This window comes from Streptomyces sp. NPDC046557 (genome assembly GCF_040645975.1).
GTDB lineage: Bacteria > Actinomycetota > Actinomycetes > Streptomycetales > Streptomycetaceae > Streptomyces.
In genome coordinates, this window is the sequence record NZ_JBEYZH010000030.1 from 1 (window position 1) to 19786 (window position 19786).

Genomic DNA, 19786 nt, shown 5'->3' on the forward strand with positions numbered 1-19786 from the left:
CGCGTACGGCGAGGTCAGGGGTCGATCACCCATGTCTTCGCCAACCTTCAGGACAACCATGTCTTTCGACGAGCTCCAAGCCGCCTCGTGTGCGGGGCGTTCCGGCGTTCGCCGTAAGGTCAGCCGGTCGCGGCGGCGGCCGGCGCCCGGTCGGCGAGCGCGGCGACGACCTCCGTCTGGCGCTCCAGCGTACGGGCGAGGAGCAGTTCGCGGATCGGGACGCGGACGCCGAGCGCCGCGCCGAGCCTGCGCGCGAGGCGGGTGACGAGCAGGGAGTCGCCGCCGAGTGCGAAGAAGTCGGCGGCCGCGGCGATCTCCTGATGGCCGAGCAGCTCCGCCCAGAGCCCGGTGACGAGGGCGGGCACGTCGAGGGGGGCGGGGTCCGCAGGCTGCTCGCCGGCACCGGTGGACTGCGCCTGTGGGGCGGCCGGCCCGGGGGCGCCCGCGAGGCGGCGGGGGCCGTCCGGCCGCGCCGCGGCCTCGGGGGCGGTCCGGCGCGGCCCCGCGAAGGAGTAGCCGGGCAGGCGTACGGGGCGGCCCTCCGCGCACAGGCGGTCGGCGGCGAGCGGCTGGCCCATGGTCCAGAGCGCACCCAGCGCTTCGAGGACGTCCTCGGCGCGGGCGGCGCGGCCGGCGGCGAGCGGGACGGCGGTCAGGTCCGCGGCCTCCGCCAGGGCCGACAGCGTACGGCCGGGACCGGCCTCCACGACCAGCGCGCCGGGCAGGTGCCGGGCGAGGGCGTCCAGGGCCCGGGTGAACCGGACGGGGTTGCGGGCGGCGGCCGCGAAGGAGTCCGCGGCGACCTCGGTGCCGGGCAGCAGGAGCCGGCCGTCGTTGGCGGCCCACGGGAGCGCCGGCGGGTGCACGGCGGTCCGGGACAGCTCCGCGGTGAGCAGCGGTAGGGCCGGCTCGACGAGGGCCGAGTGGAAGGCCCGCGTGGTGCGCAGCCGGTGGGTGGCGACGCGCCCGTCGAGCCAGGTGTCGAATTCCGCGACCGCCTCGGGGGTGCCGGCCACCACGGCGGCGTCCGGGGAGTTGACGGCCGCGAGCTCCAGTGGCAGGCCGCCGGCGGCCAGCAGTTCCCGGGCCGCGTCCTCGCCGCAGCCGAGGGCCAGCATGGCGCCCTCCGGGCAGTCCTGCATGGCGCGCCCGCGCAGCGTCACGAACCGGGCGGCGTCGGGCAGTTCCAGTACGCCGGCCACGCAGGCCGCGGTGACCTCGCCGAGGCTGTGGCCGATCACCGCCTGCGGGACCAGGCCGAGTCCGCGCAGCGCGGCGGCGACGGCGTACTCGACCGCGAAGAGGGCGGGCTGGGCCAGCCGGGTCCGGGCGAGCTCCTCCTCGGGGAACGCGGGGTCGTGCAGGGCGTGTTCGAGCTCGGCGGCCAGGGCGGGCTCGAAGGTGCCGAGGCACGCGGCGAGGGCCTCGGCGAAGCCGGGCAGGGCCTCGGCGAACGGCAGTGCCATGCCCGGTCGCTGGGCTCCCTGGCCGGGGAAGGCGAGGACGAGGGGGGCGGCGCCGCTCTCGGGGACGCGGCCGCGCACGATCCCGGCGCCGGCGGTGGCACCGGCGGTGAGGCGGGCGGCGAGGTCCGCGGTGTTGCGGCCCGCGACGGCGAGGCGTTCGGGCAGGGCGGCCCGGCCCGTGGCAAGGGTGCGGGTGACGTCGGCCGCCTCCGGCGCCAGGGCGAGCAGGTGGCGGCCGAGACGGTCGGCGGAGCGCGCGAGGGCCTCGCCGTCCGCGGCGGAGAGCAGGGCGAGGTACCCGGCCCGCGGCCGGTCCTGTCCTTCGGACCGGGGCGCGGGGGCGGGCGGTGCCTCGACGACGGCGTGCGCGTTGGTGCCGCCCACCCCGAAGGAGCTGACCCCGGCCCGCCTCGGCTCGGGGCCTGACCACGGCGCCGCGGCGGAGGGGACGTACAGCGGCGAGTCCTCCGTGTCCAGCAGGGGGTTGAGCCGGGTGAATCCGGCGACGGGCGGGACGACGCCCTCGCGCACGACGAACAGCGCCTTGATCAGTCCGGCGAGCCCGGCGGCGTTGTCGAGGTGGCCGGTGTTCGCCTTGAGCGCTCCCACGGCGATCTGGCCGGGGGCGGCGCCCGCGGCGCGCAGGGCCGACGAGGCCGCGGACCACTCGATGGGGTCGCCGACCCGGGTGCCGGTCCCGTGCGTCTCCAGGTAACCGATGCTCGCACCGTCGACGTCCGCGGCCTCCAGGGCGGCTCGGATGACGGCTTCCTGTCCCCCGGCGGAGGGGGCGTAGTAACCGGCCTTGGCCGAGCCGTCGTTGTTGACGGCCGTACCGAGGACGACGCCGTACGGCTCCACCCCGTCCGCGAGCGCGTCCTCCAGGCGCCGCAGGAGGACGCAGGCCACGCCGGAGCCCGCGACCACGCCGTCGGCCTGTTCGTCGAACGGCCGGCAGGCGCCCGCCGCGCTGTGGATGCCGCCGGGCACGTGGAGGTGCCCGGCCTGGGGGTAGGCGACGCCGGCGCCCACGACGAGGGCCTGGTCGCATTCTCCGTTCAGCAGCGCCTGGACGGCGGTGTGGAGGGCGACCAGGGAGGAGGAGCAGGCGGTCTGGACGGCGACCGCGGGGCCGGTCAGGTTCAGTTTGTAGGAGATGAGGCTCGCCATGAAGTCCGGTTCGTTGCCGTGGATGGCGTCCTCGAGGGTCATGGGGTCCAGCCCGCCGCCGGCCAGCATGGCGCGCAGGTAGCCGCTGCCGCTGGCGGAGGCGTACACGCCGGTGGTGAGCGGGGTGTCGAGGGGGCTGGTCCCGGCGTCCTCCAGGGCCGCCCACGCGCATTCGAGCATCATCCGGTGCTGCGGGTCCATCATCTCGGCCTCGCGCGGGCTCACCCGGAACAGGGCGTTCTCGAAGCGGTCGGCGTCGGGGAGGTGCCCGTGCACCGGCACGAACTCGGGGTCGTCGACCAGGCTCTGGGGCACTCCGGCCTCGCGCAGCCTTCGTTTGTCGTACCGCGTGGTGAGGACCCGTCCCTCCACGAGGGCATCCCACCACGCGGCCAGGTCGGCCGAGCCGGGGAACCGGCCGGAGATCCCGGTCACGGCTATGTCGAGGGAACGGTCGCGCGTCATGTGTCCACCTTCGTGTCACGCCAGTACGGAGCAGCAAGGTTGCCAGATTAGGCAACTTGATGGCAATGTTCTTGCCATCGCCTTGTCTGACAGGTGGGTAACCGGAACAGAGGGGAGAGGGACGGCGTGCGACCAGACCCGAAGTGGACTGCCGGCCCGCGGAACACCGCGCCCGACGGGGGACTGCACGAGGCGTTCGCCCGCAGGGCGGCGGAGCGTCCCGGGGCCGTCGCCCTCGTCGAGGGGGACCGCACCACTACGTACGCGGAACTCGACGCGACGGCCGACGTCTGGGCCGCGGGGCTCGTCGCCGCGGGTGTCACCCCCGGCGCGCTGGTGCCCGTACTGCTGCCCAGGAGCACGGAGTTGGTCACCGCGCTCCTCGCGGTCCTGAAGGCCGGGGCGGCCTACGCCCTGCTGGCCCCCGAGTGGCCCGCGGACCGGCTGCGGGACGTGCTGGGCGACCTGCGGCCGCCCCTGCTCATCGCCCGCGACGGCCGGGACGCGCCGGAAGGCCACGGGCCGGCCGTGTGGTCGCCGCCCACCGCGGTGGCCTCGGCCAAAGAGGCGGCGGCCGGAGAGGCGGGAGCCCCCGCCGGCTTCACGCCCGTGGCCGTCGACGCCGGCGATCCCGCGTGCGTCTTCTTCACCTCCGGGACCACGGGCCGGCCCAAGGGCGTGCTCAGCCCGCACCGGGCGACCGCGCGCCTCTTCCAGCCGGGCACCTTCGCCGAGTTCACCGCCGACACGGTGATGCCGCTGGCCGCCGCCACCCCCTGGGACGCCTTCTCGCTCGAACTGTGGTCGGTGCTGCTGAACGGCGGGACCTCGGTGGTCGTGACGGACCCCTACCTCTCACCCGTGGCCCTGGGCGAGGCCGTGTCGCGCCGCCGCGCGGACACCGTCTGGCTGACCGCCAGCCTGTTCAACATGATCGTGGACGAGGCCCCGGACGCCTTCGGAGGGCTGCGCCAGGTCGCGATCGGCGGGGAGCGGCTCTCGGCCGGCCACGTCCGCCGCTTCCTGCGCCGGCACCCCGGCATCGCGCTCCTCAACGGCTACGGGCCGGTCGAATCCACGGTCTTCGCCACCACGCACCGCGTCACGGAGGCCGACTGTGACCTCCCCGGCGGCATTCCCCTCGGGCGCCCGGTGCCCGGTACGCAGGTCCACGTCCTGGACGGGAACAGGCCGTGCGCGGTGGGCGAGACCGGGGAGATCTGCCTCGCGGGCGACGGGCTGGCGCTCGGCTACCTGGGCGACGCGGCGCTGACCGCGCAGAAGTTCACCCATGTACGGATCGACGGCCGCGAGGTACGGCTGTACCGCACCGGCGACCTCGGCCGCTGGGACCCCGACGGCCTGCTGCACTACGAGGGCCGGTCCGACCGGCAGCTGAAGATCCGCGGGCACCGCGTCGAGCCTTCGGAGGTCGAACGCCAGGTGGAGCAGCTCCTGCCCGCCGTGCGGCACTGCCGGGTGCTGGCCCGCGGTGACGCAGCCCGCGGCGAGCGCGAACTGGTCGCGTTCTGCGTGCCGGTGCGGCAGGGGGATCCGCTGGACGGCGCACTCGCCGTGCTGGACGGGGCCCTGGTCGCCTACCAGCGGCCCGCCTTTGTGGTCAGTGTCGACGCCCTGCCGGTCACCGCGCAGGGCAAGCTGGACGAACGCGCCCTGCTGGCGCTGGCCGAGGCGGCCGGTCCGGCCGCCCCCGCCGGCCCACAGCGGGAGGCGGCGCACCCGACGCCGCCCGGCGTGCGGCCCGTCGAGCTGGGCGATCCCGTGCTGCGGGCCGTCGCGGAGTGCTTCGCCTCCGTCCTGGAACTCGACGCGGTCCCCCTCGACGTGCCGTTCGTCCGCCTCGGCGGGACCTCCCTCGGCGCGGGCCGGCTCTGCGCACGGCTCGCGGCGGCGCTGTCCCGGCCGGTCCCCGTCTCCTGGCTGTACCAGGAACCGACGGCCTCGGGCCTCGCCCGCCGGCTGGCCGCGGCTCCGGAGCAGGAGCCGGAGCCGGAACCGAAGCCGCAGCCGGAGCTCGCTGCGGCCGGCCATGCCTCGGCCGGGGGCTCCGCCGGCACTCCGCTGTCGGCCATGCAACTGGTCCACCTCACCCCGCAGCTGCTGGATCCGGCAGACCGTACGGGGCACTGTCTGCTGACCTGGGTGGTCGAAGGCGCGCTGGACCGCGCCGCGCTGGAGGCGGCCGTCGCCGAGGTGCACCGGGGCCACGAGTCCCTGCGGGCCGCGTACGTGCTCGACCCGCGGCCCGCCGCGGAGGTCGTGGACATCCCCCCGCCGCCCCTGGAAGTGCTGGCCCCCCGGGAGTCCGTCGCCGCGGCGGCCCGCGCGGCCCGCGCCGAGCTCGCAGGGGAGCTGGCCCCGGACGTCGGTGAAGTCTGGCGCACCGTCCTGGTCCCCGTCACCGGCCCGGACCCGGACGCGGACGCCGCGGTCTTCGGCTGCGTGGTGCACCACGTCGCCTTCGACGGCTGGTCCGAGGGGGTCCTCGCCGAGGACCTGAGCACGGCGTACCGCACGGCGGTGGCCTCCGGTACCCCCGTACTGGCCCCCCGTCCGACGCTGGCGGCGGTGCACCGGGAGCGTGGGGCGCACCTGCGGGAGGCTGCGGCACACACCCACCACGCCTTCCTGCGGAGCGAGTTGACGGACGTACCGCCGATGAGCTGGCCGGTCGGTCCCGAGCCGCGCGAGGCGGGGACGCCGGGTCTCGTGGAGACCGTACTGGACGCCGGGGCGCTGGCCGCGGCCGACGCCGCGGCCGCCGCCGCGGGGGTCACCCGCTTCGTGGTCCTTCTCTCCCTGTGGGCGGCGAGCCTGTCGGAGGCGACCGGGCAGCGGGACTTCGCCGTCGGCGTCCCCGTCGCCCAGCGCGACGGCGCGGAGCTGGAGCGCGCCGTCGGATGCCACATCAACATGCTGGCCCTGCGGCTGCGCGGGGCGGCCCTGGACGGGGACGAATCCGCGGTCGCGCGGGTCGCCGAGACCACCGCCCGCGCCTTCGCCGCGCAGGACGTGCCGTTCCCGGACGTCCTGGCCCTGGTGGACCCGCCGCGCGGCGGCCGGCCCCCGCTGTACCAGACCCTCTTCGCCTGCCAGGACAACGTCCCGCCGAGGCTGGAACTCGTGGGGACGAAGACCACATTGCTGCGGCAGCCCTATCTGGACTTGCCCCTCGAACTGCACACCGAGCTGTGGCCTGCGGACGACGGCGGGCTGCTCGTCCACACCGCCTTCCGGCCCGACGCGGTCGCGGAAACCACCGCGCGGGAGGTCTCCAAGCGCTTCGCGGAGCGTGTACGCACCCTCTTCCCAGGAGTCAGGCCATGACAACGACCGCCGTATCGCCCGCCGTGCTGACCGACCCCGCACTGCACGCGAGCGGTGATCCGCACGCCGTGTGGCGGTGGATGCGCGCGCACTCCCCGGTGCACCGCCACGAGGCGGCGGGACTCCCCGCGTTCTGGTCGCTGACCCGCCACGAGGACATCCGGTCGGTGTACCGGGACGCCGCCGGTTTCAGCTCGGCGCGCGGGGTGCTGCTGCGCTCCGGCGACGACCCCGGCGGCGGCATGACGCTCGCCCTGACCGACGCCCCGCGGCACAAGCAGCTGCGCGGCCTGATGGCGGACTGGTTCAACACCCGCTCCGTACGGGGCCTGGAGGGCTACATCCGGGCGGCGACGCGCAGCGTCCTCGGGCGGGCCGTATCGCTGGGCACCTGCGATTTCGCGGACGACGTGGCGGGGCGGCTGTCGCTGTCGGTGATCTGCCACATCCTGGGCATCCCCGAGCGGGACCACGAAGACCTGTACCGGTGGACGAACGAGGCGTTCGAGGCCCATACGTCGCTGGTCTCGCACCCCCTGCTCGTCGAGTACTTCATGGAGCTGCTCTACCAGCGGATGGAGGAGCCGACCGACGACCTGGTGAGCGCCCTCGTCAACGGCACCGTGCACGGTGAGCTGCTGACCGAGGAGGAGGCGGTCTTCAACTGCGAGAACCTCATCGGGGCCACCGAGAACGGCCGGCTGGCCCTGATCGGGGGCATGCAGGCCTTCCTGGAGCACCCGCAGCAGTGGCAGCGGCTGGCCGCCGACCGGAACCTGATGCCCGGCGCGATCGAGGAGATCCTGCGCTGGACCTCCAGCGCGACGCACAGCATGCGGGTCGCCACCCGCTCCGCGGAGATCCGGGGCACGAGGATCGAGGCCGGCGACCGCGTCGTCCTGTGGCTGCCCTCGGCCAACCGCGACGAGGACGTGTTCACCGATCCGTACCTCTTCGACATCACCCGCAGCCCGAACCGGCACATCGCCCTGGCCGCCGGGGAGCACTTCTGCATCGGCAGCACGCTGGCCCGGGCCGAGATGCGCATCCTGTTCACCGAGTTGCTCGACACCATGGGCCGGATCGAGCAGAGCGGTCCCGTACGGCGGCTGCGCTCGATCGAGGTGGGCGGCCCCGAGACGCTGCCGGTACGCCTCACCCCGAAGTGACGGCCGCCGCGGCCCCGGCGCCCCCCTCCCCGCGCCCTTTTCCCTGACCTCGCACACGCACACGCACCTCCCGACCCGTCCAGGAGTGAAGACATGACGGACAAGAAGGACCTGCCCGGCCTCGTACACCTCTCCCACCCCGCAGGGGTCGCCCCCAGCTCCGGTTACACCCACGTGGTCACGGGGCCGGGACGGGTGGCCGCGATCGCCGGCCAGATGCCGTTCGACGCCGACGGCGAGCTGGTCGGCGCCGGGGACCCCGCGGCCCAGGCCCGGCAGGTCTTCACCAACATGGAGCGCTGCCTCGCCGCCGCCGGAGCCACGTTCGACGACGTCATCAAGCTCACCTACTTCGTCACCGACATCGCGTTCGTCCCCCTGATCCTGGCCGCGCGCGACGAGTTCATCGACACCGAGCGCCCGCCGGCGAGCACGGTGGTCCAGATCGTGGCGCTCTACCGCCCCGATCTGCTGATCGAGGTGGACGCCCTCGCCCTGCTGCCCCTCGAGTAGATCGGACCCCGCACACCATGACTGCCACCACATCCCCCTCCTCCCCCTCCTCCTCCCCCTCCTCCCCCTCCCCCGCCGCTTCCCCGCGCCACGCCGGGCTGCAGGCTCCGCCGCCGCCCTTCGACGCCGAGTTGGTCGGGCCGATCGGCTGGATCCTCGGTGAACTCCCGATGCCGCTGACCCCGGATCTGATCCCGGACCGGCGCCGCCGCTCCGCCTCCGGGCGGCTGAGCGACGAGCAGATACGGCGCGGCAGGGCGTTCGAGATCGAGGAGCGTACGGTGCCCGGCCCGGCCGGCGCCCCCGAGATCACTCTGCTCGTCTGCCGGCCGGCGTCGGCCCGGGGGCCCGTACCGGTCATCTACCACACGCACGGTGGCGGCATGGTGGCCGGCAGCCACCGCAGCACCGAACTGGTGGGCGAGTTGGACCGGGCCCAGGAGCTCGGGGCGGCCGTGGTCTCCGTCGAGTACCGGCTGGCCCCGGAACACCCGGACCCGGCGCCCGTGGAGGACTGCTACGCCGGGCTGTGCTGGCTGGCGGAACATGCCGAAGGCCTCGGCCTCGACCCGGACCGCATCTTCCTCAGCGGCAACAGCGCCGGCGGGGCGCTCGCCGCGGGCCTCGCGCTGCTGGCGCGGGACCGTTCCGGTCCGCGCCCGGTCGGCCAGGTCCTGCAGTTCCCGATGCTCGACGACCGGTGCGGCACGTTCTCGGCCGGGCAGATGGCACGTGTGGGTCTGTGGGACGGGGAATCCAACCGGGCGGGGTGGACGGCCCTGCTGGGCGAGCGGCGCGGCGCGCCGGGCGTCTCCTGCTACGCGGCCCCGGGCCGGGCAGTGGACCTGTCCGGGCTCCCGCCCGCCTTCATCGAGGTCGGCTCCGTGGAGGCGTTGCGGGACGAGGGGATCACGTACGCGTCCCGCATCTGGCAGACCGGCGGCCAGGCCGAACTCCACGTGTGGTCGGGGGCGTTCCACAGCTTCGACGAGTGGGTTCCGGACGCGGTCGTCTCGAAGGCCGCGCACGCGGCGCGCGTGGCGTGGATGCGCCGCGTACTCGCCGGTTGAGGTTTCCGTCTCGGCCGCCTTGCCGGCGCGAACGCCCGGGGGCCCTGGCTGAAGCCAGGGCCCCCGGGGCATGTTCGGTGCGTGCGGTGCCGGGCGCCGCCGGCGGCCGGCCGGCACGCCGATCAGCGACCGGCGGGGCCGGCCTGCTCGGCGTTCTCCAGCGTCTCGGCCAGGACCCGCCAGATCTCGGCGGCGAGGTCCATGTTCGAGGCACGGCGGGCTTCCTCGCCCAGCTCCTTCAGCCGGGCGCGCCCCTGCTGCTGGTGGCCTTCGACGATCAGCAGCAGGCTGTCCAGCGTCTGCAGCCGGATCCGGTCGCGGTAGGTGAGCCGCAGGTTGTCGAAGTCCAGCCGGTCGTGGACGGCGCGGGCATCCGCGTAGCGGCCCTCCTCGAACGCGAGGTGCGCCTGGAGGACCAGCAGTTCCTGCTGCTGGACGGGCGTGCCGATGAGCGAGAGCGCCGCCTCGGCCTCCGTCAGGCACGTACGGGCCTTCTCGGTGAGGGCGGGCCTGGACTGCAGGTACAGCGAGGCCGCGGCAAGCCTGAGCCGCGCCCACAGGATGGGGTCGACACGGCTGTCGAGGGACTGCATGGCCTGTTCCAGGTAGGTGTGGACGGCCTCGTCGTCCCCTTGGCGGGAGCTGACGGTGGCTGCCGACCACAAGGCCTCGGCGCGCAGCGCGTCCGACCTGCCCGCCACGAGTTCGACGAGTTCCCCGGCGTGCGCCCGGGCGTCGGTCAGACGGCCGGACTCGGCCTCGGCCGACACCAGCGCCAGCAGGGCGGTCCCGGTGTCGGCGACAGAGAGGCCGGCGTCCTTGGCGACGCGGTACGCGCTCTCGGCGAGTTCGAGGGCCCGGGCGACCTGTCCCACCGAGCGCAGACAACGGGCGAGCTGGGTGCCGGACCGGCACTGCAGCGCGGGAAGTGCGAGCTCGTCGGCCACTTCGGCCAGTTCCTCCAGGCACGCCTGCTCCTCGGCGCGTTCGCCGTGGCGGGAGCGGTACCCGGCGATCACCCACAGGGCCTGCCAGCGCAGGAGCGGATCCTCCGCCCCGGCGGTCGCGAGCACGTCGATGAGTTCCTCGACGGACTCGTCACTGTCGGAGGAGGCGGTGATGCTCAGCGCCTGCGTGAGCGAGCTGCCGCCGGTGGCGTGGGCCGCGGCCGCGGCGGGCAGGGCGTCGAAGGCCAAACGGTCCACGCCCAGCTGTTTGGCAAGGTAGGTGATCACTCGCTCGGTGGGCTGGCGTGCGCCCGACTCGAGTCGGGACAGGTACCCGGTGGAGATCTCCTCGCCGGCCAGCGAGGCCTGGGAAAGTCCCCGTTGAAGCCTCAAAGCCTTGAGGCGCGCGCCGAAAGACGACTCGTCTGTCATATGAGTTCTGCAATCAATTCTCGGAATACAACCCTGAATCGCGCCCCCAACGCTTTGGTGGGCATCGTAGCGCTCCCCGAACCGGTTGGCAAATTATTTGCCGGGCGCCTGCCTGGCAGGACTTGCGGACCTGCGGACCCGCTCGACAGCCTTGTGACGCCCGGAAGAATGCTTGGCAACCTGTGGCAAATCATCTTGCCATCGGGGCTCGCGAGATCTAGGTTGATCGAGGCCGAGCCGCTTCAAGCGGTTTTCGAGCCAATACCTCCCACTTCCCGATCCCGTGCCATGGGATCCTCTGTTCGGAGTCGTCCATGCTCAAGAGCGTCCTCGTCACCTCCGCCGCCGCCCTGCTCTCCGTCGCGGCAGCCGCCACCGTCGCCGGCGGCACCACGCCCGGCATCGACTGGCCGGCCACGCCCTCGATCCGGATCGTCAGCGCCGGGCAGGGCGGCGGAGGCGACACCATCGACTGGCCGACGCCGCCCTCCGCCCCCACGAGCACCCGTGGCGGCCAGACCGGCGTCGTCGGCGGGCTCTGACGGCACATGGCGACCATGCACGCAGACGAAGCGCAGACGGACGAGGACCTCGTCCGGCGGCTGCTGCGCGGGCAGTTCCCGCAATGGGCCGACCTGCCGGTGCGGCGCCTGGAGTCCGGAGGCACCGTCAATGCGATCTACCGGGTCGGCACCGACCTGACCGTCCGGTTACCGCTCACCGCAGGCGGTGCCGGCACCCTCGAGCAGGAGGCCCACTGGCTGCCGCGGATCGCATCCCTGGTGCCCGTTCCCGTCCCGGAGGTCGTGGGGCTGGGTGAAGCCGCCGAGGGCTACCCGTGGGGATGGGCCGTCCACCGGTGGATCGACGGCGAGGTGCTGGTCGAGGGCCGGGGGGAAGACCCCCGGCAGTTGGCCCGCGACCTCGCGGGGTTCGTCACCGCCCTGCGCGGTGCGGAGCTCGGCGCGGGGCCCCCGGCGCACCGGGGCGAACCGCTGGCCGCCGCAGACGCGGAGACCCGGGCCGCGATCGAGGAGCTGCGGCACACGGACGAGCCGTTCGACGCCGAAGCCGCCCTCGCCGCCTGGGAGGAGGCGCTCGCCGCCCCCGGCTGGTCCGGGAAGCCGCGGTGGATCCACTCCGACCTCATGCCGAGCAACCTGCTCGGTGCCGGCGGCCGGCTGGCCGCGGTGATCGACTTCGGGACCGCGGGCCTCGGCGATCCCGCCGTCGACCTGATCCCGGCGTGGAACCTGCTGCCCTCCGCCGCGCGGCAGGTCTTCCGCGAGGCCGTGGACACCGACGACGCCTCCTGGGCCCGCGGCCGCGGGTGGGCCCTGTCCATGGCGGTCATCCAGCTGCCTTATTACCGTAAAACGAATCCGGTGATCTCCGCCAACGCCCGCTACGTGATCCGCCAGGTGCTCACGGGCTGAGGCTCCGTCACGGGGAGGGGGCGGGCGCGATGTTTCGCGCCCGCCCCCTCCTTCCGTGTTCCACCGGCTACGCGAGCCGGAACACCTCCTTGGACAGCGCCAGGACCCGGGCCTCGTCGCGGGCCAGGGCCGCCGCGTCGGCGTGCGCCATGTGCACCGTGAGCGGGCTGGACGGCAGGTCGACGGTGGGCCGCAGCCGGTCGCCGGGGCCGGGCTTGACCGTGACCGCCCGTACGGACTCGACCTCGTCGATCTGCGCCAGGACCGACGCGTTCACGGACTCCACGACGCCGGCGAGGTCGGTGGCCACGTGGTACACGAAGGCCTCCCGGAGCCGGCGGTAGGTGCGGCCCGCGAACTCCTCGGCGAACTCCTCCGGGCGCAGCCAGGCCAGTGCGCTCGCCCGGGCCTGGTCGGCGCCGCAGCACGCGGCGTCGAAGTCCGGGTGCATCGCCCCGTTCATGCGGGCGCCGATCTCGACGAGTGCGGGGCCGTCGGGGGTCATCATCACCTCGGCGTGTGCGGCGCCGAACTCGATCCCGAGGGCGTCCAGCACGTCGTGGGTGTAGGCGGTGAGCTCGGCGACCACCGGGTCCTCCGGCGGGACGAGCACGTCACGGTGGGAGACGTTGTGGGCTCCGCGGCGCCGCTTGTCGTAGCGCCAGACGCCGGCGTCGTAGCGCTCTCCCCCGCAGGAGACGGTGTCCACGATGTACTCGGTGCCCGCGAGGTAGGACTGGGCCAGCACCTCGGTGTTGGTCTCGCCGTACATGGTGACGGTGCCGAGGACGGCCCGCGCGGCGGCGCGCACCTGGTCCGGGTCGGTGCAGATGGACACGCCCTGGGCGCCGGAGGCGGCCAGGGGCTTGACCACGACCGGCCGTCCGTCCTGCTCCCGCGCCCAGGCGGCGACGGCGTCGGCGTCGTCGGACCTGAACTGGCGGGCGCAGCGCACGCCGGCCTTCCGGACGGCTTCGATCATGAGGTACTTGTCGCGGCGCGCCGCCGACAGCGCGGAGCCGTTGGTCGGCAGGCCGAGCATTTCGGACATCAGGTCGGCGAGCGGTACGCCGGGCTCCTGCCCGGCCACCACGAGCGCCGGGCGCAGTTCGACCAGCCGCCGGGCGGTCTCGACCGGGTCGGCGGCGACGAGGGCCGCGGCGTAGCTGCTCAGGTCGGGTGCCTTGAGGGACTTCAGCGGTTCGGGCGTGCTGGACAGGTGCACGACCTCCGCGCCGAGTCCGGCGAAGGCCGACCGGAGGTGTCTGCCCGTCCCGTACGCGTCGACGAGGACGACCAAGGGGTGATCAGCTCGCATGCTGCCTCCGCGGAGCACTCAGTTGCCACAGTGGGCAATGTTGGTTGCCAAGATTATTGACCACCTAGGCAACTTCTGTCACTCTTTCTGGACAGAGCCGCTCGATTGAGCCGAAGCACCCGGTCGCCGAAGACGCCTGACACCCCGTCGTGTCCCCGTGCGTGCGACCGGCCAGTTCATCAATGAAGGACGGAGCTCTCACCCATGTCCGTGCAGACGTTGCACACCCCTACCCGGCTGTCCGAACTCGACGACACGCAGAGGGCCCAGTTCGAACGGTCCGGTTTCCTCGTCTTGCCAGGCTTCCTCCCGAACGATCTCGTGACCCGGGTCAAACAGGAGGTCGACACCTGGGTCGACACCGGGCTGCGGGCCCGTTCCATCGCCGCCGTACTCGACTACGCCGCCCACGGGGTGCCGGACGTCCTGGAGCTCGACCTCCCCGGCCACGGCGAACTCCTCGCCCACGAACCGCTGCTGGACCTGGTCGGGCAGCTGCTGGGCCCGGGGTTCGGCTTCCACCACATGCACAGCGACCGGCACGCCCCCGACCTCCCGGGCAAGGGGTGGCACCACGACTACGAGCAGCGCTCGACGTCGCACCGGACCCACACGATGGTCCACGCGCTGCACTACCTGGACGGCATCGACCCGGACATGGCCGGCCTGGCCGTCCTGCCCGGATCACACCGCGAGAGGGCGGAGAAGACGGCGCTCGCCCACCGGGGCACCGACGTGCTCCCCGGTGAGGTGTACCTGGAGGAGCTGCCGGCCGGATCGACCGTGCTGCTGCACTCCGCCCTGTTCCACGCCCGCCGGGCGAAGCCCCAGTTCCCGGGCCGCCCGCGCTACTTCGTCGACGCCTCCTACTGCGAGGCCGGGGTGCTGTGGCCGCCGGTCAAGCCGTACTGGCGGGAGATGTTGCAGCGGGCGCGCCGGCTCAGGCTGGCCGGCGCGGACTGGCCGGACCTCTTCGCCGAGCACCACTTCAGCGAATACGCCCGGCCCGAGTGAGGGAGGACCAGATGCTGCACGCGGGAATCTCATGGCACGCGGGCGGATACCGCCTGGCGGTGGTCGGCCCCGACGGCCACCGCGTCCCCGTGCCGGGTGACTACGCCCCGGACCGCGCGGACGAGCTGATCACGCAGCTGCGCGGGCTCGGCGACCGGCTCGGGATCGTCGTGGAGAGCACCAACGGCACGCTGGACGGCCGCATGATGGCGGCCGGCCTGCGCGTCCACCGCGCCGATCCCTGGCTGCTGCCGGACCGGCCGCTGCTGGGCTCGGTCCCGGCGGAGGAACTGGCCCTCGCGAGCCTGCGCGGCGGGCGGGGCCTGGTACGGCTGGAGGCCCACCGGGGCACCCAGACCGGCCGTGAGGAGGAGCTGGCCGCGCAGATCGCCTCGTCCGCCGCCGCGGACCGGGAACTGGGCCGGGCGGGACGCCTCTTCAGCCACGGCGACCGCGGGCGCCGCGAGGTCGCGCTCACCTTCGACGACGGACCGCTGCCGCCCTACACCGGGCAGGTCCTCGACGTCCTGGAGCGCTACGGCGTCCCGGCGACGTTCTTCTGCGTCGGGATCAACGCGGGTGGGTTCTCCGAGGACCTGACGCGGATGCGCGAGCAGGGCCACGCCATCGGCAACCACACCTGGTCGCACCCGTTCCTGCCCGAGCTGACGCGGCCCCAGCTGGCCGAGCAGATCAGCCGCACCGCGGAGGCGATCGCCGACGCGAGCGGCGGCGAGGCGCCCCGGCTGTTCCGGCCGCCGTACGGATCGCGGACACCCCAGGTGATGGACTGGCTCGCGGACACCGACGCCACCACCGTGCTGTGGGACGTCGCGCCGGACGACTGGGCCCTGCGGCAGGCCGACGCCATCGCGCGCGACGTGCTGGCCGAGGTCCGGCCCGGCTCCGTGATCCTCCTCCACGACGGCGGCGGCGACCGTTCGCCCACCGTGGCCTCGCTCCCGCCCATCATCGAGGGCCTGCTGGAGCGCGGCTACGCGTTCGTACGGGCGGACGACATGATCGGGCGGACCCGGTCCGGTCTGGTGGCGGCGTCGTGAGGAACTGGGCGGGCAACATCGACTTCGGTGCGGCCCCGATCGCGCGGCCCGGCTCCGTCGACGAGCTGCGCCGTATCGTCGCGGGCAGCGAACGGGTCCGCGCGCTCGGCGCCGGCCACTCCTTCAGCGGGGTCCTGGCGACGGCGGGCGGGTTCGTCCGGCTCGACGGGCTGCCGCCGGCCGTCGACATCGACGCGGAGGCGGGCACCGCCACGGTGACCGCCGGAATGCGGTACGCCGACGTGGCCGCCGCACTGCACCCGGCCGGCCACGCGCTGGCGAACCTGGCGTCCCTGCCGGACCTCTCCGTCGCCGGGGCGACCGCCACCGGCACCCACGGGTCCGGTGACACCCAACGCAGCCTGGCCGCCGCCGTGGTGGGGCTGGAGCTGGTCGGCCCCGAGGGCGACCTGGTCGAGCTGCGCCGCGACGTGGACCGGGACACCTTCGCCGGATCAGTGGTCTCCCTCGGCGCGCTGGGTGTGGCCACCCGCGTGACCCTGCAGATCGAGCCGGCGTTCGAGGTGGCCCAGTCGGTGCGGGCGGCGGTGCCGCTCGAGGAGATCCGGGACCGCTTCGACGAGGTCTCCGGCGCCGCGTACAGCGTCAGCGTGTTCACCACGTGGGGGGCCGACGCGTCCGTGTGGCTCAAGCGCCGCACGGACCGCCCCGTCACCGAGCTGGACCTCGGAACCCCCGCGCCGGGCCCGCTGCATCCGGTGCCCGGGGCCGACCCGGCCCCGTGCACGGCCCAGCTGGGCGCGCCGGGCCCGTGGCACCTGCGGCTGCCGCACTTCCGCCCGGGCGCCACCTCGGACACCGGTGACGAACTGCAGTCGGAGTACTTCCTGCCGCGGTCCGCCGCCGCGGCCGCCTTCGACGCGCTGCGCGGGATCGGCGCCCTCCTGGGGCCGGTCCTGCACGTGGCCGAGGTCCGGACCGTACGCGGCGACGACCTGTGGCTGAGCCCGGCGTACGAACGCGACTCGGTGGCGTTCCACTTCACCTGGGTCAAGGACGCCGCGCGCGTGCTCCCGGTGATCGGCGCCGTGGAGGAGCTCCTGGCACCGCTGGGCGCGCGGCCCCACTGGGCCAAGCTCACGGCCATGACCGGGGCCGACATCCGGTCCCGTTACCGCCGGGCGTCCGATTTCGCGGAGCTGCTGGCGAAGTCCGACCCCGAGGGCAAGTTCGCCAACGAGCTCGTCGACGGCTTGTTCTCCCCCGGGTTCCGGTGACCCCCCTTGTCCCAGCGATCGCGGAAGGCACGCGCGTGGAAAAGCGAGTACTGACCAAGGCCGAGCGGAAGGTGTCCGTCGTCGGTCTCGGCACCTGGCAGTTCGGCGACGGATGGGCCCACGTGCGCGAGCACGACGTCCGGGCCATCCTCGACGAGGCCGCCCTGGCGGGTGTCGACTTCATCGACACCGCCGACGTGTACGGCGACGGCCGCAGCGAGCGGCTGATCGGGCAGTTCCTGCGGGAGTTCCGTACCTCGCGCGGCGAGCGGCCCACCGTGGCGACCAAGCTGGGGCGCCGCGGCGCACAGGAGCTCGGGGCGTTCACCCTCGACAACTTCCGCGCGTGGACCGACCGCTCCCGGGAGAACCTGGGGATGGACACGCTCGACCTCGTGCAGCTGCACACCCCACCGGACGCCGTGTTCGAGTCCGACGCGGTCTTCGACGCCATGGACGTACTGGTCGAAGAGGGCCGGGTCAGGGCGTACGGCGTCAGCGTGGAGACCTGCGCCCAGGCGATGACCGCCATCGCGCGGCCGAACGTCGCCTCGGTGCAGATCATCCTGAACGTGTTCCGGCGCAAGCCGTTGGAGCAGGTGCTGCCGGCCGCCCGGGCCGCGGGGGTGGGCATCATCGCCCGGGTGCCGCTGGCCTCCGGCCTGCTGTCGGGGAAGTTCCGCCGCGACACGGTCTTCGCCGCGAGCGACCACCGCAACTACAACCGGCACGGCGAGCAGTTCGACGTCGGCGAGACCTTCTCCGGCGTCGACTACGAGACCGGCCTCGCGGCCGCCGGCGAGTTCACCGGCATGGTGCCCACGGGTGCCACGCCCGCGCAGTTCGCCCTGCGCTGGGTCACCCAACAGGACGGCGTCACCACGGTCATCCCGGGTGCCACCTCGGTGGCGCAGGCCCGGTCCAACGCCGCCGTCGGGTCCATGGAGCCACTGTCCGAGGAGTCCCTCGAACTGCTGCGCGAGCTGTACGACCGCCGGATCCGCGCCCAGGTGCACCACCTCTGGTGACCGCGGGCCCCCGAACCGCCTTCCCCTTCCCAGGAGCCGCAGGATGAAGATCGCCGGAGAGACCGTCCTCCTCACCGGTGCGACCGGAGGCATAGGCCGGGCGCTCGCCGCCCGGCTCGCCGAGGCGGGCGCCGACCTGATCGTGACCGGCCGCGACGGCGAGGCGCTGCGCGCGCTCGCCGACCGGCTCGGCGCCCGGTGGGTGACCGCCGACCTCGCCGACCCGTACGACGTGGAACACCTCGCGAAGGAATGCGCCGGCACCGGGATCCTGGTGGCGAACGCCGCCCTGCCGGCCAGCGGCGACCTGCTGGAGTACACGCCCGATCAGGTCGACCGCGCCCTGGCGGTGAACCTGCGATCGGCGGTCGTACTGGCCCGGCTGCTCGCGCCCGCGATGACCGAGGCGGGCCGGGGCCACCTCGCGTTCGTGGGGTCGATGTCGGGCAAGGCCGCCACCCCGCACTCGTCGCTCTACACGGCGTCGAAGTTCGGACTGCGCGGCTTCGCCCACGCCTTGCGCCTCGACCTGCGCCCGGCGGGCGTCGGGGTGTCGCTCGTCCAACCCGGCTTCGTCGCGGAGGCCGGCATGTTCGCCCGGACCGGGGCCCCGCTGCCCCGCGGCGCGCGGGCGGTCACACCGGACCAGGTGGCGTCGGCGGTGCTCCGGGCCATCGCACACGACCGCGGCGAGATCAACATCGCGCCGCTCAAGCTGCGGCTGCGCTGCGCCCTGTCGGTGCAGTTCCCCTCCGTCGCGGCCTGGCTGCAGGGGCAGGGCGCCCCGGACGACATCGGCCGGCGCATCGTCGACGCGCAACGGGCCTCCCGGTGAGGTGCCGGGTGAACGCACGGCCCCCCACGACCTCATGAGGAGTGAGCACATGTTGGAAAGCGTTCTCGTCATCGGCTCCGGCTACCTGCACTTCCGGGAGTACGCGCTGCGCGGACTGGCGGAGCGGTACCGCGTCGTCCTCATCGGACAGCGCCCGCTGGACTGGCAGCTCCCGTATGCGGCCGAGTACCGGGAAGCCGATCTCCAGGACGAGGCGGCGGTCTTCGCGGCAGCCGACGAGTTGGCCGCCGGCAACCGCATCATCGGTGTCATAACCTGGGAGGAGATGCTGATCGCGCGGGCCGCCGCGGTCGGCGCCCGGCTGGGTGTGCCGACCATGCCGCTCGAGGCGGCGCGGGCCTGCCGCGACAAGGCGGAGCAGCGCAGGCTCTTCCAGGAGGCGGGCGTGCCGTCGGCCCGGTTCCACCTCGCGGGCTCCGTCGCCGAGGCGGTCGAGGCCGCCGGGGCCATCGGCTACCCGGTGGTGGTCAAGCCCCGCGGCCGGGCCGCGAGCGTCGCGGTCCAGATCGTCCGCTCCGAGGCCGAGCTGCGCGCGGCGTTCGACTTCGCCCGCACCTCGGAGAACGCGGCCATCGAGGACGGGCTCGTCCTCATCGAGGAGTTCCTCGTCGGCCCGGAGATCAGCGTGGACAGCTGGGTTCTCGACGGCAGGGTAGAGCCGTACGCGATCGCGCTGAAGCGCACCGGCTACGCGCCGTTCTTCGAGGAGGTGGCGCACGTCGTCGGCACGGTCCTCGACGCCGAGACCGAGGCCGCGGTCCGCGAGGTGGTGATCAGCTCCAACAAGGCGCTGGGCATCGACCGTACGGTCACCCACACCGAGTTGATGCTCACCGCCGACGGCCCCAAGGTGGTCGAGGTCAACGGCCGCCTCGGCGGCGAGCTGATCCCGCGCCTGGCCGAGATCGCGATTCCGGGCCTGTCCGCCGGGGCGCTCCTCGGCGCGGTCGCCACCGGCCGCGAGCCCGACCCGATCCCTCGCCCGGAGCGCCTGGTCGGCATCCGCTTCCTGTACCCCGCCGAGGACCTGGTGTTCGAGGACATCGAGGTGCCGGCCGCGCTCGCCGACGAGCCGTGGGTGTACGAGGTGCAGCGGGTCAGCGACCCGGGCACCGAGCTGCGGCTGCCGCCGCGTCAGTTCCTGGGCCGCGCCGGATACGTCATCGCCACCGGCTCCGGCATCGAGGAGATCGACGCGCGGCTGCTGAAGCTCGCCGACGGCACGGCCGTCCTCGGCCGGCCGCTGCCCCTGTGA

At 73.9% G+C, this 19786-nt stretch carries 15 protein-coding genes; 12 read left to right on the plus strand and 3 right to left on the minus strand.

What is annotated here, in order from left to right; all coding sequences use genetic code 11:
- Positions 1–119 precede the first annotated feature (119 nt).
- Positions 120–3101, minus strand: coding sequence for a type I polyketide synthase (locus ABZ934_RS30065; RefSeq protein ID WP_361319134.1), 2982 nt, complete (start codon positions 3099–3101; stop codon positions 120–122).
- A gap of 126 nt (positions 3102–3227) precedes the next feature.
- Here ABZ934_RS30065 and ABZ934_RS30070 point away from each other — a divergent pair, with 126 nt between their 5' ends.
- The 4 genes from ABZ934_RS30070 (at position 3228) to ABZ934_RS30085 (ending at position 9201) form a co-directional block, all read left to right on the plus strand.
- Entirely contained in the window at positions 3228–6449 is a 3222-nt protein-coding gene (locus ABZ934_RS30070) for an amino acid adenylation domain-containing protein (protein ID WP_361319136.1), read from the plus strand.
- The gene (locus ABZ934_RS30075) at positions 6446–7618 is read left to right on the plus strand and encodes a cytochrome P450 (RefSeq protein ID WP_361319138.1); all 1173 of its coding nucleotides are present in this window, start codon (positions 6446–6448) and stop codon (positions 7616–7618) included. The genes ABZ934_RS30070 and ABZ934_RS30075 overlap by 4 nt, the downstream gene beginning before the upstream one ends.
- 93 nt (positions 7619–7711) lie before the next feature.
- On the plus strand, positions 7712–8131 hold the full coding sequence (locus tag ABZ934_RS30080; protein ID WP_361319140.1) for a RidA family protein: 420 nt from the start codon (positions 7712–7714) through the stop codon (positions 8129–8131).
- A gap of 17 nt (positions 8132–8148) precedes the next feature.
- Entirely contained in the window at positions 8149–9201 is a 1053-nt protein-coding gene (locus ABZ934_RS30085; protein ID WP_361319142.1) for an alpha/beta hydrolase, read from the plus strand.
- 122 nt (positions 9202–9323) lie between these two features.
- Here ABZ934_RS30085 and ABZ934_RS30090 read toward each other — a convergent pair whose 3' ends face one another.
- On the minus strand, positions 9324–10580 hold the full coding sequence (locus tag ABZ934_RS30090) for a helix-turn-helix domain-containing protein (protein WP_361319144.1): 1257 nt from the start codon (positions 10578–10580) through the stop codon (positions 9324–9326).
- 314 nt (positions 10581–10894) lie between these two features.
- Here ABZ934_RS30090 and ABZ934_RS30095 point away from each other — a divergent pair, with 314 nt between their 5' ends.
- The gene (locus tag ABZ934_RS30095) at positions 10895–11122 is read left to right on the plus strand and encodes a hypothetical protein (protein ID WP_361319146.1); all 228 of its coding nucleotides are present in this window, start codon (positions 10895–10897) and stop codon (positions 11120–11122) included.
- A 15-nt stretch (positions 11123–11137) separates the two neighbouring features.
- A complete protein-coding gene (locus ABZ934_RS30100) occupies positions 11138–12016 on the plus strand; it encodes an aminoglycoside phosphotransferase family protein (protein WP_361319148.1) in 879 nt (292 codons plus the stop codon).
- 67 nt (positions 12017–12083) lie between these two features.
- On the opposite strand, the gene ABZ934_RS30105 is transcribed toward ABZ934_RS30100, so the two are convergent.
- On the minus strand, positions 12084–13334 hold the full coding sequence (locus ABZ934_RS30105; RefSeq protein WP_361319150.1) for an ATP-grasp domain-containing protein: 1251 nt from the start codon (positions 13332–13334) through the stop codon (positions 12084–12086).
- A 204-nt stretch (positions 13335–13538) separates the two neighbouring features.
- On the opposite strand from ABZ934_RS30105, the gene ABZ934_RS30110 reads away from it, so the two are divergent.
- Genes ABZ934_RS30110 through ABZ934_RS30135 form a run of 6 tightly spaced genes read left to right on the plus strand, consistent with a single transcriptional unit; the run spans position 13539 to position 19786 of the window.
- Positions 13539–14348, plus strand: a complete 810-nt coding sequence (locus ABZ934_RS30110) for a phytanoyl-CoA dioxygenase family protein (RefSeq protein ID WP_361319152.1) — start codon at positions 13539–13541, stop codon at positions 14346–14348.
- Between the two features lie 11 nt (positions 14349–14359).
- Positions 14360–15409 (plus strand): polysaccharide deacetylase family protein, encoded by a 1050-nt coding sequence (locus ABZ934_RS30115; RefSeq protein ID WP_361319154.1) that lies wholly within the window; start codon positions 14360–14362, stop codon positions 15407–15409.
- The gene (locus ABZ934_RS30120; protein WP_361319156.1) at positions 15406–16647 is read left to right on the plus strand and encodes an FAD-binding protein; all 1242 of its coding nucleotides are present in this window, start codon (positions 15406–15408) and stop codon (positions 16645–16647) included. The genes ABZ934_RS30115 and ABZ934_RS30120 overlap by 4 nt, the downstream gene beginning before the upstream one ends.
- Before the next feature lie 35 nt (positions 16648–16682).
- Positions 16683–17675 (plus strand): aldo/keto reductase, encoded by a 993-nt coding sequence (locus ABZ934_RS30125; protein WP_361319158.1) that lies wholly within the window; start codon positions 16683–16685, stop codon positions 17673–17675.
- A 43-nt stretch (positions 17676–17718) separates the two neighbouring features.
- Positions 17719–18510: an SDR family NAD(P)-dependent oxidoreductase gene (locus tag ABZ934_RS30130; RefSeq protein ID WP_361319160.1), complete on the plus strand. Its 792-nt coding sequence runs from the start codon at positions 17719–17721 to the stop codon at positions 18508–18510.
- A gap of 49 nt (positions 18511–18559) precedes the next feature.
- Complete coding sequence (locus ABZ934_RS30135) at positions 18560–19786, plus strand: ATP-grasp domain-containing protein (RefSeq protein ID WP_361319162.1); 1227 nt, start codon at positions 18560–18562, stop codon at positions 19784–19786.